At 31.7% G+C, this 16,285-nt stretch carries 16 protein-coding genes; 4 read left to right on the forward strand and 12 right to left on the reverse strand.

Features of this window, described 5'->3' with window-relative positions; genetic code table 11:
* Positions 1-55 precede the first annotated feature (55 nt).
* Both AD998_12345 and AD998_12350 read left to right on the forward strand, forming a co-directional pair.
* Positions 56-868, forward strand: coding sequence for an orotidine 5'-phosphate decarboxylase (locus tag AD998_12345; GenBank protein KOY86827.1), 813 nt, complete (start codon positions 56-58; stop codon positions 866-868).
* Positions 869-1,876 carry a hypothetical protein gene (locus tag AD998_12350; GenBank protein ID KOY86828.1) on the forward strand — a complete coding sequence of 336 codons (1,008 nt, stop codon included), beginning with the start codon at positions 869-871 and terminating at the stop codon, positions 1,874-1,876.
* Between the two features lie 103 nt (positions 1,877-1,979).
* Here AD998_12350 and AD998_12355 read toward each other — a convergent pair whose 3' ends face one another.
* From AD998_12355 to AD998_12395, 9 genes are all read right to left on the reverse strand, one after another.
* Entirely contained in the window at positions 1,980-2,372 is a 393-nt protein-coding gene (locus AD998_12355) for a hypothetical protein (protein KOY88182.1), read from the reverse strand.
* A 145-nt stretch (positions 2,373-2,517) separates the two neighbouring features.
* A complete protein-coding gene (locus tag AD998_12360) occupies positions 2,518-2,898 on the reverse strand; it encodes a hypothetical protein (GenBank protein KOY86829.1) in 381 nt (126 codons plus the stop codon).
* Between the two features lie 85 nt (positions 2,899-2,983).
* Positions 2,984-3,175: a hypothetical protein gene (locus tag AD998_12365; GenBank protein KOY88183.1), complete on the reverse strand. Its 192-nt coding sequence runs from the start codon at positions 3,173-3,175 to the stop codon at positions 2,984-2,986.
* A 62-nt stretch (positions 3,176-3,237) separates the two neighbouring features.
* On the reverse strand, positions 3,238-5,742 hold the full coding sequence (locus tag AD998_12370; protein ID KOY86830.1) for a hypothetical protein: 2,505 nt from the start codon (positions 5,740-5,742) through the stop codon (positions 3,238-3,240).
* Between the two features lie 55 nt (positions 5,743-5,797).
* Entirely contained in the window at positions 5,798-9,067 is a 3,270-nt protein-coding gene (locus tag AD998_12375; GenBank protein KOY86831.1) for a hypothetical protein, read from the reverse strand.
* Entirely contained in the window at positions 9,051-9,461 is a 411-nt protein-coding gene (locus tag AD998_12380) for a ubiquinol-cytochrome C reductase (GenBank protein ID KOY86832.1), read from the reverse strand. The genes AD998_12375 and AD998_12380 overlap by 17 nt, the downstream gene beginning before the upstream one ends.
* Positions 9,462-9,593: 132 nt before the next feature.
* Positions 9,594-9,905 carry a hypothetical protein gene (locus tag AD998_12385; GenBank protein KOY86833.1) on the reverse strand — a complete coding sequence of 104 codons (312 nt, stop codon included), beginning with the start codon at positions 9,903-9,905 and terminating at the stop codon, positions 9,594-9,596.
* Positions 9,906-10,196: 291 nt separating this feature from the next.
* A complete protein-coding gene (locus tag AD998_12390; GenBank protein ID KOY86834.1) occupies positions 10,197-10,391 on the reverse strand; it encodes a cold-shock protein in 195 nt (64 codons plus the stop codon).
* Between the two features lie 64 nt (positions 10,392-10,455).
* Positions 10,456-11,748, reverse strand: a complete 1,293-nt coding sequence (locus AD998_12395; protein ID KOY86835.1) for a hypothetical protein — start codon at positions 11,746-11,748, stop codon at positions 10,456-10,458.
* A gap of 68 nt (positions 11,749-11,816) precedes the next feature.
* Here AD998_12395 and AD998_12400 point away from each other — a divergent pair, with 68 nt between their 5' ends.
* The gene (locus AD998_12400) at positions 11,817-13,019 is read left to right on the forward strand and encodes a hypothetical protein (GenBank protein KOY86836.1); all 1,203 of its coding nucleotides are present in this window, start codon (positions 11,817-11,819) and stop codon (positions 13,017-13,019) included.
* A gap of 33 nt (positions 13,020-13,052) precedes the next feature.
* Positions 13,053-14,069: a hypothetical protein gene (locus AD998_12405; protein ID KOY88184.1), complete on the forward strand. Its 1,017-nt coding sequence runs from the start codon at positions 13,053-13,055 to the stop codon at positions 14,067-14,069.
* A 27-nt stretch (positions 14,070-14,096) separates the two neighbouring features.
* Here AD998_12405 and AD998_12410 read toward each other — a convergent pair whose 3' ends face one another.
* Genes AD998_12410 through AD998_12420 form a run of 3 tightly spaced genes read right to left on the reverse strand, consistent with a single transcriptional unit; the run spans position 14,097 to position 16,183 of the window.
* Positions 14,097-15,107: a hypothetical protein gene (locus AD998_12410; protein KOY86837.1), complete on the reverse strand. Its 1,011-nt coding sequence runs from the start codon at positions 15,105-15,107 to the stop codon at positions 14,097-14,099.
* A 21-nt stretch (positions 15,108-15,128) separates the two neighbouring features.
* Entirely contained in the window at positions 15,129-15,902 is a 774-nt protein-coding gene (locus AD998_12415; protein KOY88185.1) for a hypothetical protein, read from the reverse strand.
* Positions 15,902-16,183, reverse strand: a complete 282-nt coding sequence (locus tag AD998_12420; GenBank protein ID KOY86838.1) for a hypothetical protein — start codon at positions 16,181-16,183, stop codon at positions 15,902-15,904. The genes AD998_12415 and AD998_12420 overlap by 1 nt, the downstream gene beginning before the upstream one ends.
* Between the last annotated feature and the right edge of the window lie 102 nt (positions 16,184-16,285).

The following is a 16,285-nucleotide window of genomic DNA, read 5'->3' on the forward strand; positions in this document are numbered from 1 at the left end:
TAATTTTTTAGCAACAAGAGTATAGGAAACCTATACTTTAACCCATTATATAAAAATGAATTATCAATCTCTTTATCAAAATATTAAAAATAAGAAATCTTATTTATGTGTTGGTTTAGATACAGATTTATCAAAAATCCCTCCTCACCTTCTTTCTGAAGAAGATCCTATTTTTGAGTTCAACAAGCAAATTATTGATGCCACTTATCCTTTTGCTGTTGCCTACAAACCCAATACAGCTTTTTATGAAGCTTTAGGGGCAAGAGGCTGGGAAAGCCTTCAAAAGACCATAGAATATTTACCAAAAGATACATTCAATATTGCTGATGCCAAAAGAGGTGATATTGGTAATACTTCAACGATGTATGCCAAAGCTTTTTTTGAACGAATGAATTTTGATGCTGTTACGATTGCTCCTTATATGGGTGAAGACTCTGTAAAACCTTTTTTAGATTTTAATGGGAAATGGGTAATTCTTTTAGCCCTTACTTCTAATATAGGCAGTCAGGATTTTGAACAACTTCCTTTACAAAAGGAGGGTTTGTTATTTGAGGAAGTCATTAAAAAATCGCAAATGTGGGCGGACGAAACCCAAATGATGTATGTGGTGGGTGCAACCAAAGCTGAAAAACTACAAGAAATCAGAGCATTAGCCCCTGATCACTTTCTTTTAGTTCCTGGTGTAGGAGCTCAAGGTGGTAGTCTTGAGGAAGTATCCAAATATGGCTTGAATAGTCATGTAGGTTTGCTTGTAAATTCTTCTCGAGAGATTATTTATGCCTCCAACGAAAAAGATTTTGCTAAAAAATCAGCTCAAAAAGCTGAAGATTTACAACGTCAAATGGAAAGGTTTTTAGATAAGTTGTAAATGTCTGTTTTTAAAAAGATAAAAGAGTTTTTGGGTATTTCTCTAAAAGAAGCACCCAACTGGGAAGAAATTTTTATCAATTCCCTTTCCAAAGAACAATTACTGATTCTTGTTAAAAATATTAGGTATCCAGAAAATTTAGAAATTTTAGCTAGTCAAAAACTCTTTAAAATGGATTTGACTTCACAAGAATTAATAATTCTTGTGAGAAGTGCATCTAAAGATTTACGTATTGAAGTTGCTAGAAAGCTTTTAAAAATGAATCCTTCTACTGATGAATTAGAAGACATTCTTCTATCTAGTACAAGAACAGTTGTTGGAGATGAAGCTATTGAAAAAATGCTTGAAAAAAGCGACAACAAGATTTCTATACTGATTACAGCTTCTTTGTTTTCTCATCACACACATATTGCTGAAAAAGTCGTTCAAAAGCTATTAAAATCAGATTTGAGTATAAATGACTACTCCCATATTTTTAAAAGCTATACTTATGATGAAAAAGTTTATTTGCCTTTTTTAGATACTTTCTGGGAAATGTTCAAAAAAATGCCTTTTTCAGAAGGTGATTTAGCTCATATATTAGTTTTTTGTAAATATCAAAAAATAAGAGATGAAATAGGAAGTCTGTTATTACCTCTCAACCCTCATGTAGCCAATTTGGGTTACATTGTTGCTAACAGCCATGTAGAAAGTAATATTTTAGAGGCTTCTAAAAGAATTCTTGAACAGAATACAAAAGACACATTGCCCTTAATAGCCATTGTTAGTAAAGCCTCCAACCATGATTATAAGATAGAAGCTACCAAAAGACTTCTCAAACGTAAACAAGATAGCTCTGTATATCGAGATATTTCATGCCATTGCCCTGATAAAGAGCTTCGTTTGAAAGCATGGAATAAGCTTATTCAGATAACAAGAATCTATGAGCCAGATTTAGAGTATATTCATCAACATGGTTTGGATGAAGAATTAAAAAAACAGGCTTTAGAGTTAAAAAACTTAAATTAAACCTCTGTTTATTTTGTTAGAGATAGCTGTTTTTCTATAAGTATATTCTTTTTATGGATTCTCTCTTGTGGAGTTGTTATGAGTCATATATCAAGCAATTATATCATTCAAGTAAATCTTTTAAGGTTTGATTGATTTTATCTATGACAATAGGTTTTTCAATATAGGCTTTTACCAATGGATGTTCAGAAGCTTTGCGTATATCTCTTTCGTTAATGGATGAGGAAATTATAACTATATAAGCTTTTCTTGAAATCTCTAACTTTTTGAAATTTTCTAAAAATTTCCACCCATCTACATAAGGCATGTGAATATCTAAAAAAATCACATCAGGTTGTTTATTTACAGTATTCTGAAGATATTCTAGAGCTTCATTGGGGTCTATAAATGAAAGATAAGTAGATTGAGGATAGTTTTTTGCTATGATAGTTTGACAAATGATATTATTCAATTTATCATCGTCTATAATCATAAAAAACAGCTTTTTATTTTGTATAAAATTCATAAAGGCATAGTTAATTGCATTGTTTATATAAATAATATTTTATACGTATTTCTTAATAAAAAGATACAAAAAATCATATAGAAAACAAAAAAATACCTTTATTTTTAATTATAATTGACAATAGAGTTTAAAAAATTCAGACAAATGCTTTTAATTTCTCTATATTCAAAGGCTTTTCAATATAACCTTTTACAATAGAGTATGTCCGTGATTTTTTGATGTCTGACTCATCTTTAGAAGATGATAACATTACAACAGAAGCAGGCTTTTCTAATTTCTGATAGCGATTCAAAAACTCCCATCCATCTATTTCAGGCATATTGATGTCTAAAATAATTAAATCGGGGGTTCTATAATTTGTATTAACTAAATAATCTAATGCTTTTGCAGGACTTGTAAAGCACAATACTTCAGCATTAGGATTCATTCTTTGTATTACTTTTTGACAAACTAAATTATTAATAGCATCGTCATCTATGGCTACATAGAATTGTTCTGGATGCGATTCATCTTGCATAATTTTGATTTAAGTATAAAACTGTCTTAGGATGTAAATATAATAGTATTTTATAAAAACAGATATTTTGAGGCTCAAAAATAATTTATTTATCTTTTTTTTCTTTTTTAGGTACAGGATCATAACCACTTCCACCCCAAGGATGGCATTTTCCTATGCGTTTTAATCCCAACCAAGCCCCCCTCAATACTCCATGCTCTTTGATAGCTTCTATCATATATTGCGAACAAGTAGGTGTATAACGACAAGTAGCAGGATATAGCGGTGATATTGCCATTTGATAAAAACGAACAAGCCCTATAAGGATAGAAGCAATAATTTTCTTAAGAATATTCAAAACTATAATTTAATTTGAGCTGAAATTTTAATCCCAAAAGGCTTGGCATTAGGTCTATCCAAGTAAGTAAGACGATGAAAAAAGTCCACTCTAAAAAATTTAAGAATATTATCTACCCCATAACCTACTTCTACATAAGGCTTCTTATAATCTAAACTTTGTATAGGTTCAATTGTGTTACCTTGTATATCTACATTAGAAAGCATTGCTTTATTTTCATCCCTCATTCCTCCATAAACAGCGTTTAAGCTTAAAACAAGTCTCCAATCCAAGAATTTATTAGCTTTTTTGAGTAATGGTAATCTATTGAAAAACAAACCTTCAAAAAAGTGAGCATAATGTAAGGCAACATAATGGTCACTTACAAACTCGAAGCCATTCATTTGGTTGAAAGCCCTCTCTATCATGATAGGCGTATTATTGCCTAAGTGTACACGTAAGAGCGGAAAGGGTAGTTTACCAAAAATATAGCCTGCATTGATAGCATAATTTGCATGTCCTATTCCAAATACACGAGCATTATATTGTGAAATATCCAAAGAAACTCTTTGATAATTAAATTGCCCTCCTGCAATACCTTTAAAACCAAACATTCCTGTAAAAGTAATACGAGGAGTGCCACTTCCACCCAAATTGATTTCGCTGTTATCTAATAGTCTTACTCTGTTTCCTCCTTTACGAAAAGAACTTTGTAATATCATTTCTGAGACTGTGATATTAGTTTGTAAATCTGAATTTGCATCTACTCGATATGCAAAAGGGTGTACAGGAATCAAAGTTCTGTTTTGAAAATATAAACGCTCTGTCAATGAAGGACTTACTTTGCTTTCAACCCATAAAATAGTTTCTTTTTTCATGAAAGGTTTTCTCGTTGACAAAGTAAAAAACCTATTAGAAGCTACAAAAAGTTCTGGAAGTGGGTCTGTAGTATTGAGTTGAATGGTAGGTTCTATTTCTTCAGTTCGTTTGATACCAACTTGTGTAAAGTTTTTTCGAGAAACTACTTGACTCACTTCTACATGGTATTTTAGTTTTTTATCCGTAAAACCGTATCCCAAACGTCCTTTGAGTGTAAAATTTTTGCTTAAAAGATAATTTGTTCTAAAGCCCATGCCTGGTCTATGCCCTTCTATATCATTCCATGCATAATAACGAGCATAATGTCCTAAATCCAATCCATTCATTTCGTAATAGCCTGTGCTGAGTACCATTAGAGCCGTTGTATATCTTTTTACAGACGGAATAGTTTTGAGTGAATCTATAATCTTATAAACATTGATTTGTGAAGTAAGTGTGCTATCATTTTTTCTATATTCTAACCAGTATTTTTCATCTTTCACCTCATTTTCTGGAGGAAGTGGCAAAGTATTATAAAACTCTTTTTCTTTGAGTTGATTAATAATATAGTTTTGATGCATTGTTTTGGCACGCACATAGATATTGGGTATTAACTCTGAAAAATCTGATATTTCCACCTGAAAATCTATATTTTTAGGCACCCAAGCTCCTTGTTGGGTACGTTCCATTTCTTGCTTGATTTTCAAATTTTTAATAAAATTGATATTGGCTTTAGGGTTCATCTCAACCTCTATTTTCTTGATGGCATAATCTTCTTTGGTAATCCACATTTTACCTACAAAAGCCAAATCTTGTTCACTACGAGGCACTAAATTAATCACATAACAGAAGTCTTTATCTACCCAAACACTATCCATTAAATCGTAATCATATTTTAAACGCCAGCCATCTGCAATAGGTGAAGTAAAATATTTATCCAAAATATTCATTTGATTACGATAAAAATTGTATTCGTTAAGTTTACCTCCTGTGAGTATTTGTCCAAATCCTTGAGCATCCTCAAGCCCCAAACCTGTTAGATTGGTGGCTTTTACATCTTCTCTTTCTTTTTCGGGTTTACCTTGGTAATAATATTTTGAGAAACTTTCACTAACAAGGATAGGAACTATTACTTTTCCTTTACTATCTCTGAGAGCTGGCGTTTTTTCAGCTACTTTTGTCATATCTTTCATGACACGCAAATTGCTCAAACCTTTTTCATTGTTATTTACATACCCCTCAATTCTGTTATAAGTATCACATTCGTAGGCTTGTAGGCTTCTTTTATCATTTTTATCTTTATTTTTTATAACTTTTCGGATAATAGCCCATGCAGGATTTTCTCCAGGGGTAACCGAAATACCTTCTATCTCTCCTTTATCCTCTTCTAAAGTGATTGTAAAATTTTGTTTTTCGGCTCTTGTAAAAGTTATTTTTTTAGTAACATAACCCACATATTCAATGACTAGTGAGTCTTTTATATAGTCAAAAGTAAGTCTAAAAACACCTTCTTCATTGGTTACAGTTCCTATTTTTTTATTGGATGCAAGATATACACTTACTCCTATAAGCGACTCTTGTGCATTGTCAGCAACTTTGCCTGTTAGCGTAATTTTTTGAGCTAAAAGATTGGATGATATAAATAAAAAAAAGAATAGAATTGCCTTCATAAAAGTATTATTGCATCAGATTATGATGCCTTTAAAATTAAAATGCTCTTTAAATTTACCGAATTGGTAAATTTAAAACAAATGTTGCTCCTTTATTGGTTCCTTCACTTGTTACTTCGATGCTACCATCTAATTTATCCATAGCTATTTGTGTTATATAAAGTCCCAAACCAGTTCCTTTAGAGCGTTCTGTTCCTCTATAAAACATATCAAATATTTTGGGAATAATTTCTCCATTAATTCCTAAACCTTGATCTGTAATTTTTATTTTTACTTTCTTTTCACTTTCCAATGTTGCCTCCACCACAATTTTGTTATGCATATCTTTGCTATATATCATTGCATTTTCTACTATATTCACTATACAGTGTAAAAGTAAATACTGATCTGTTTTAATATGAGAAAGTTTTGAATCAACCTTTGCCTCAATGTCTGCGTGAATAGCAGGATACATCGCTTTTACTTGTTGGATTGCCTGATGTATCAGGTCTAAAAGACTAAACGATACTATTCTAACATTTGCAGCTTTTACTTCATAAACTCTAACCAATTTAACAAGTACATTTTGTGTATTTATGGCCTCTTCTTTAAATATATTTATATAACTAAGAGCTTTTTCATTATCTTTTAAATCCATCTCAGCTAATACACAAAGCCCTATTAATCTGCTTACTGGACCTCTAATATCATGGGCTGCTCTATAGGTAAAGTTATCCAGTTCTCTATTGATTCTAAGTAATTCTTCGTAGGCTCTTTCAAGTGATGTGGTTCGTTCTCGAACTCTATTTTCTAATAAATAATTTGTATTTTTGAGTTCTTCATTTTGTTTGGAAATAATAATATTTTTAGCTTCAATATCTTCTTTTTGATGTCTAATTTCAGCAGAACGTTCTTCAATCAGTGCCTCTAGCCTTTTATTTTGCCATTTGAGTCTGCGAGCATATATTTGTGCTACAAGAAATATCAAAATCACCAATAAGCAGAAATACATTAGATAAGCCCAAATAGTTCTATACCAAGGGGGTTGTATTTCAACAACATAAGTTGATTCATTGCCTATATTTCCATAAATATTACGAGCTTTTATTCTAAAAGTATAACGCCCTTCAGGCAGATTGGTGTAACTTTTGGAGCTACTCATATTCCAATCAGACCATTCTTTATCAAAGCCTTCTAAAATAAATTGATAGTGCATAGAAGCATTGTTGGAGTAGTCTGTACTAGCCCACACAAAATTGATATTGGTATTGGAGTAAGGCAACGTAAATATTTTGGGTGTACCCGAACCATTATATAGAATAGAGTCTTTCCATATTACTTGTCTGATATATGTTCTCCAATTGGCAAAATTGTTTTGTGGTAAACTATGGTGGTGTTCATAAACTCCTTCTGAAGTTGCAAAAAAAGTGATAGAATCTACACCTATAATGTCACGAATTGTAAGTTTATCTGTTTTTCCAAAAAAATAATACTCTGAGGGTTTTCCATTTTGGATACTAAAAACCCTTGTTTTTTTCTTGAATTCTTTATTTTCTTCATTAATAACTACCCATTCCTCATTTTTGATTGCATTTTTTCGTGTCAAAGTGACTTCTGTATTTATTTTTGATGAAAAATATTGTTGGCTTAATTGAGGATTATATTCAAAAATATTGTTGGTATAATTAAATGTAAAAATTCCCTTACTACTAGATATAAACCAAGTATGATCATTCTTAAAAATCCTATTTTTCACATCTTCAGGCAATCCATCTTTCTTACCATAAAGTTTTAGTGTCGCAGAATCTGGTTTATGAAAATATAAAGAAAAAACACCTCTGCTATAATTATCAATCCATATATTGTTTTTATCATCTTTTACCATGTAAAAAAGATTTTCCCTTGCTATCCCCTTTATTTTTTTTGTAATTTGCCATTTTCCATCTTTTTTCTCTGCTAATAGAAGCCCTAATGCTGTGTTGATAAATAAGTTTTCAGGATAGTTTGGAATAGGCATTACAAACCAACTTCTAGGTGTGGAGATTTCATCTTTAATATTTACAGGTATCAATGTTGCAACAGTATCTTTGAGGAAAAATATTCCATTATTAGCTGTAATTAGAACTCCATCATCTACTGGTTGAAATTTCCAAGTTTGTGTATTAATATTAGTAATAGGTTTAAATTTATTATCTTCAGCGTTTTTAGGTAATAATGGCTTATAGAAAGTTCCAACAGAAGTGGCTGCTAGTAAATAATTTTTGTAGGGTAAAATCTGATATACATGCCCATATAAACCTGCATTTTCGTTGTAATAAGTAAAGTGTGTGTTAATTTCAATAAGAGATATACCATTATTGAAAGCAACCCATAGATTCCCAGTATTATCTAAATAGAGAGCCCACATAAAATTATCTTGTAGACCCTTGCTCATATTTAAAGTATATTGTATATTACCCTGATAATCACAAAGAATAAGCCCGTTTCGACGAGTACCAATGGCAATCAATTCTGAATTAATTACTTTTATTTGAAGTGTTTGTTTTTTAACAAAAGCATTGACAGGTGCATTCTGCATAGCCTTTGGCTCATTGATACCATCCCAAGTCATCATGCCTGTATTTTCCGCAAACAAAATCATTTCTCCTTTTTTAGAAGAAGGAATTATTCCATATATTACTTCTGTTTTAAATTTTTCACCAATTTTTATAGGTTTAATTTCATCATTTTGTAGTTCAAACAATCCTTTATTCTCGAAGTAAATAAAGAAACGATTATTGACCCAATAGCCCCAATTTGTCCCTCCTTCCAACTCCCAAATTTTCATTTTTTGTTTTTCTTTCTCCCAACGATACAAGGCTCTTGCTGTTCTAAAATAAATTCCATTTTTTGTAGGTGTAATGCTCCAAACATCTCCAAAACTACGATATTTCTCATCTACATATTTTAAAAGAGAAGTATATTCTAAACTACCTGATGTATTTGTTGTCAAGAAACCAAATTCTTTTTGACCACCCACATAAATAACACCTGTTTCATCATCTGTTGCCAACGAATGTACTTCTGAGCGATTAGGCAAAGGTAGTACTCTCCATGTTGCTCCATCATATTCTAAAATACCTTCACTATTGCCAAAATACATGATGCCTCTCTTATCTTGTAAAACACAAAAGTTTTGTCCACCAGCATGATAATTTTTAGGAGAAAAATTTTGAATAAATGGCAAGCCGACTTTAGGCGAACTAAGCAAAAACACATCTTTCTTGACTTTATCTTGGGCATAAGAAAAGACAAAGCAGAGCCAATAAGCAATTAAAAGATAATATACTTTATTCAATTTTTGCATTTACAAGCGTACAAATAATTTCAAATTCCTCTTGAGTTACTGGGCATACAGATAGCCTACTTTGGCGTACAAGTGCCATATTCTTAAGAATAGGGTGTTGTTTAAGTGTCTCAAGACTGATTGTTTTTTCCAATTTTTGGTAAGGAACAACATCCACAAGTACCCATGTTTCATCTGTAGGGTCTGGATAAGCCTCTTTACTAATTTGAGCAATTCCTACAATTTCTTTCCCTTCATTGCTATGATAAAACAAAGCATAATCCCCTTTTTTCATAGCTCTCAGGTTATTACGAGCCTGAAAATTCCGAACACCATCCCAAAAAGTTGTTGTATCTTTTTCCAAATCTTCCCAACTGTATTTGAATGGTTCGGATTTGATTAACCAGCAATTCATAGTTTACCAACGCAATTTTATATTATTAAGTCAAAATTTCTTATATGGCAATTTAATAAAATCTTATGAATATAAACAAAAATTCCCACAAACTTCATAGCAAGTGGGAATTTTTGGAAATAATATATGAAATTAAGCTCTACGCCAAATACTTTGATGAGTAACCTTTCCGTATTCTTTTAGAATTTCTTCTATTTGTTCTTCTGTTACTCCCAAATTGCCAAATATACTTTTCAATTTGGTAGTATTGGTCTCAAAAAGATCATGCCATTTTACAGAAAAAGGATCTTTTGGTGCTTCCATTTGAGTAGAAGGAAGATTCATTTCTTGCATAAGAGCTATTTTAAGCAATTGTACTTTAGTTTTATGCCCTAATTTATCTTCTGGAACGTGCTTCTGAAAACTCCAAAGCAGGTTGTCGATATCGTTGATACTGAGATTCATAGATAATTAAAAGTTTTAGTGTTATACTTTTATGAGACTCAGTGTTCTTTTTGTTTTACTATTTGTGTATATGTACGTACTATACTGAAAAGAGTTTTACATGTGTAAGTTTTTCAAGTAAATAAACTTACTAACTATCATTGATTGAGTTAAAACAATATTTTTAATTTAACAAGTATATTTTTTGCATGTAATAAAAATGTAAAAACATAAAAAAAATAGAGCTATTTATGTAGCTCTATTTTCGGAAAGTTGATGTATATTATAAAAATGAAGTTCTAGACTATATTCTTATTTAACCAACTTAACATTGACAGCGATTAAGCCCTTTTTACCTTGTTCGATTTCAAAGCTTACTTCGTCATCTTGTTGGATTTCATCAACTAGACCTGATACGTGAACGAACACATCTTGCTGAGAACCCTCAGTTTTAATGAAACCGAAACCTTTAGTTTCATTAAAGAATTTTACTTTTCCTTTTTGCATTGTAATTTTAAAATAAATAAATAACTCCCACAAAGGTAGAGTATATTTTCATAAATCAAAAGAATTATAGATTTTTAATTTCTGCTACCACAAATGTGCTTCCTCCTATCAATATTAAATCATTTTCATCTGACTGTCCTAAAGCATGCTCCAATGCTTTATTTACGTCTTCTATGATGGTATATTTGATTTTTAATTTTTCGGCTTTTGCCTCCAATACTGACAAATCCATAGCTCTTGGCAAATTGGGTTTACAGAAATAAAAATATGCCTCTGGAGGGTATAATGATAAAATTTTATCTACATCTTTATCTTTCATAAAGCCAAGAACAAAGTGTAATTGTTGATGAGGTGTTTGTAATATTTGCTCTACTACTTCCTCTATTCCATTCGTGTTATGAGCCGTATCAGCAATGACCAAAGGGTGCTGTTGTAATATTTGCCAACGCCCTTTCAGATTGGTGTTTTTTATGACATTTTTAAGTCCGTTCTGTAAATTTTCTTCTGAAATCAAGATTCGTTTCTCATTCAATACATCTACTGTTTTCAATATGCCCAATACGTTTTTGAGTTGATAATTGCCCAGTAAACCAGATTTAATCATTTTATTTTCTTGATTTTCTATGTTTTGTATCGTAATATTTAAAATATTTTGTTCTATACTATGATTTAAAGTTCTATAGAAGTCCTCTGCAAAGTAAATAGGAGCGTTTTCTTGGCTTGCTTTATCTAAAAATACTTGTTTAGTTTCTGAATGATGTTCACTAATTACAACAGGCGTTTCATTTTTGATAATTCCTGCTTTTTCTTGGGCTATTTTGGGCAAAGTATCTCCCAAAAAAGACTGATGATCGAAACCTATGTTTGTAATTAAAGAAACAATAGGCTTAATAATATTCGTTGCATCAAGCCTTCCACCCAAACCTGTTTCAATAACTCCTATATCTACTTGTTTTTCAGAAAAATACCAAAAAGCCATAGCAATACCCACTTCAAAAAATGAGGCTTCAGAATCTTCAATTAGCTTTTGGTTATGTGTTACAAAATGAGCAAATGCTTTTTCTTCTATTTCTATGCCATTCACTCTTATTCTTTCTGTAAACGATTTGAGATGTGGAGAAGTGGTTAGTCCTGTTTTGTAGCCACTTTCTTGCAAGATAGATGCTAAAAAATGAGAACTGCTCCCCTTTCCGTTTGTTCCTGCAATATGAATGCTTTTAAATTGATTTTGTGGGTTGCCCAATGCTTCACAAAGCCATGTAATCCGTTCTAAACCAGCTTTAAAAGCTGCTCCTCCCACATTCTGAAACATGGGTAGGCGTTGCATAAGGTAGTTTGTTGCCTCTTGATAATTCATAGATTTTTAGAAATAATCCACTGCAAAACTATAAAAAAATGCTATTTTTGCTAAAATAACTATACTTTATGCGTTTTCTTTTCATTTTTTGTTTTTCTTTATTTTTTAACTCTATTGGCTTGGCTCAAGATATTCAATCCAAAATAGCTCTCTACAATCAGAAAATAAAAAAGTATTTACTTTTGAGTTCTAAAGATTCTAACTTAGTCAAGGTGAATGAAACTGGCTTAGTTTTTAAAAAGAAAATATTAGTAAACTGGGATAGCTTACAAAAAATTGAAAATCTATATTCAATAAAAATAAAACAACAAAAAGCTCGTCTTTTGTTACAACAATTTTCAATTGTTCCCAATAAACCTCTTTTGGGTTGGAAAATTGCCTTAGACCCTGGACATTTTGCAGGAGATTTGCAAACAGCCAGAATAGAAGGTAAATATCTACAAATGACGCTTTCTGATAGTACTCAAATTGAGTTTTGGGAATCACATTTGGCTTGGGCAACAGCCAAACTTCTGCAAGAAAAGCTTGCAAATGCAGGTGCAACCGTAATGCTTACCCGTTCAAAGCCAGAATATACAGCCTTTGAGTCCACTTTTAAATCTGAATATCAAGAATATACTCATAGACATATGTACGCTGAGCAAAAAATGCGAAAATCTATGAAGAGTCAAAAAACAAGAATGCCACTTCCTCAAAACACTTTTTTTCAGGTTTCGTTCAAAAGAAATGAATTGAGAAAACGAGTAGAAAAAATCAATGCTTTTCAGCCTGATTTAACCCTCATTATGCATTACAATGTAGATGAGAAAAATACAAATTGGAATAAACCTATTTCAAAAAACTTTTCAATGGCTTTTGTGGGTGGAGCTTTTGAATTGGAAGACCTTAAAGAAGAAAGCTTAGATGATTTTGTCCGTTTGATGTGTACACAAGATACAGAAAAATCCATTTCAGTGGCTCAAAAAGTGCTTCAATTTCATCAGCAAGATGCCAAAGTGCCTATTGTGTCTCTTGCTAATGACCAAGATTATCTACAAGATAAATGCCTTTATACAGGCGTACAAGGCGTATATACCCGTAATTTATTACTTGCAAGAGCCATTGAAGGAATTGTGTGTTATGGGGAAAGTCTTTTACAAGATAGTGAACAGGAAATCAGACGTTTGAATGAAAAAACATTAAAAGTTGGTGATATTTATACTTCTCCAAGAGTATTAGAAATTGCAGAAGCTTACTTTAAAGGAATTTTAGCTTATGCTCAAAACCCATAAAAAAATATGAAAAGTAAAATTATTTTCTTGTTTTTGCTAATTTCTAGCCAATTAGGATTTTCTCAGAACAACACTTTTAAAATAGCTTTTGGCTCTTGTGGACATCAAGACCATTCACTCCCTATTTTTGATGTAGTAGTAAAACATCGTCCCAATTTGTTTGTGTTTTTAGGCGACAATATCTATGGTGATACCTACAACATGGATACACTCAAAGCTAAATATCAGAAATTGGGTAGAAAATCCTCATTTTTGAATCTCAAGAAAAATACACCCATCATTGCTACTTGGGACGACCACGACTATGGAGCAAATGATATAGGCAGGCATTATCCTTTTAAAGCACAATCCAAAGAGATTTTTTTAGATTTTTTTGAAGAACCAAAAAACTCCGAACGCAGAAAACACAAAGGCATTTATACATCCTATTTCTATCATTTTCAAGATAAAAAAATACAGGTTATTTTATTGGATAACAGGACATTTCGAGATGATTTAATACCTTATCACAGTTCTTTCAAGAAGGAAAAAAGGCATCAGTTTTATGATTTCGATTACTTACCTTATCAAACATCTGATTCTACTTTTTTGGGAAATGAACAATGGCAATGGCTTGAAAAAGAGCTTTTAAAGCCTGCTGACATTCGTATTATTGGTTCTGGTTCTCAATTTGGAATAGAATTGAATGGTTATGAGGCTTGGGCTAATTTCCCACATGAACAAAAAAGAATGCTCAATCTCATCAAAAAAACCAAAGCCAATGGCATTATTTTTATGTCTGGAGATGTACATTATGCAGAAATTTCTAAGCTACAAGATCCTGATTTATACCCAATTTATGATATAACTTCCAGTGGACTTTCTTCTACTTGGCATTTTGCTACACCCAATAAAAACCGAATCGAAGGACCTATCATGGAAAACCATTTTGGGCTACTTACCATTTCTGATGAAAAAAATCCTACTATCAAAATGGAAATTTGGGATATATCAGATAATCAGCGTATTGAGTATTCTACCAAACTCAGTGAAATCAGTTTCAAAAAATAAAAAAGCCACTTGAATGTGGCTTTTTTATTATAAACTCAGAGGCACTTTGCCTAGTTCATTTTTAAGATGTGAGATGATATTGACTTCAAAAGAGTCCACTCCATTCTTTTCTGCCAAATACCACGAAGCCCAGTCAAAAATATTAATCAAGAAAATTACTTGCTCTATAAAACTCTCTCCTTCAGCATATAACGAAAATACACTGGGCGTTTTTTGCAAAAAGATTTCCTCACATATATCCATACGTAAGCGTGTACGAGGATTATCGTAAGCTGTTTTTACAAGCAATACAGCCGTATTTTTATACACCTCTTTGTCTAACTGCCAGCCTACCAGTTCATTATGGTTCATTTCGGGCATATGGTTAATATGACAAAGTTGTTTAGCATTTTCATTAATTTGTTGTTGGAAGCGTGTAATGGTCGCAAGCAAACGAGTATCAGAATAAATAATGGGCAATTCTCCGCGAAAAATATCAGCTAAACGCTTGGCTTCCAAGTGTATCAATTCTTTCTTTTCATGTAATGCTTTTACTGCTTTTTCAAGTTCAGCCTCAAAACTATCGTTAATCAAGCCGTAATTTTTAAGTAAAAATAAAACCTGAATAAACGAATAGCCCAAAAATGCTCTTGGACATGGTGCTTCATTCGGGATTTGAACGTAATCGTAGTTATTTTCTACGCAAATATTTAAAAGTTCTCCACCTGATGTTACACAAGCAATTTTAGCATCTTTTACTTGGCTCAAAGCTATCAAAGTTTCTTCTGTACCTCCCGAAAAAGAAGATGCGATAAATAATGTATGTTTACCCACAAAAGCAGGAATATCGTATGTTTTACAGATAATAACTGGTACTTTTATTTCATTGATAATGATGCTTTCAACAATGCTTCCTCCTATTCCAGAGCCTCCTAAACCAGCAATGACTACATTTTTAATTTCGTTTGTTGGATTTGTAACTTTTTGATTGCGACCAATTTCTATAGATTTGCTCAATTGAGCAGGAAATGAGGCAATTAAATCTTGCATGCTTACCATAATCAGATTTTTATAAAATTTTTATTGTGAATCTATTTCTAAAACTAAGCCATCATGGGCTATTTCAATATTCTTAGGTAATTCTTTCGTTACTTCTTCATGTAAACCCATTCTATGGCTCAGATGTGTTAAGTATGTTTTTTCTGCACCAATATGTTCCGCCATTTCAATGGCTTGAGTTAAATTAAAATGTGATAAATGATCTGCTCTTTGCAAGGCATTTATAACCAATACTTTAGAACCATATATTTTCGCTATTTCTTCAGTTGCTATATAATTTGCGTCTGTAATATAAGTAAAATCTCCTATTCTAAAACCCAAAACAGGTAAATGATGATGAAAAACCTCTATAGGCAATACTTTTACATTTTCTACCTGAAAATAATGACTCTTTGTAATTTCACAAAGTTCTACTTGTGGTATTCCTGGGTATCGTTTTTCGGCAAAAATATAAGCAAACTCACTTTTGATCTGATTCAAAACTTTATGTGTTCCATACAAAGGCATATCTTTTTGTTGTTTAAAGTTGAATGCCCTAATGTCATCCAAACCTGCTGTATGGTCTTTGTGTTCGTGAGTAAAAAGTACAGCATCAAGTTTTTGCACTTTTTCACGAAGCATTTGTTGTCTAAAATCAGGTCCTGTATCAATCACAAAGTTTGTTTCCTCAGTTTCAATGAGTACTGAAGAACGCAATCTTTTATCTTTAGGATTTTGGGAACTACACACTTCACAATCGCAGGTGATAACGGGTATGCCTTGTGAAGTACCTGTTCCTAAAAATGTTACTTTAATCATTCCTGTGTAATAATTTCTTTAGCAATCAAACCTTCATACAGTTGTGCTGTTTTTTCAGAGAGTTTTTGAGTGTCCACAACAATCTGTTTTACTATTTCTATTAAACAATTTACTTTTCCTTCTAAAGAAAAATATTTATTAACAATGATAACTTTTTTTTCTTTAAGAATGCAGTATCCAGATTTAAAATTCCCTTTTTCATAACGTAAGAAATGATCTGATTCTGCAAAAATATCCTCTATTTTACTCAAAAAAGCTGGTGTATATTTGATTTCCATTAGTTTGAAAACTTACTTTTTTGCAAATATACGTTTTTTAAATAAAAAAGCTTCCCAAAGTATTAAACTTTTGGGAAGCTTTTTATATTAAAATATTTTCAA

It is taken from the genome of bacterium 336/3 (assembly GCA_001281695.1).
Lineage (GTDB): Bacteria > Bacteroidota > Bacteroidia > Cytophagales > Thermonemataceae > Raineya.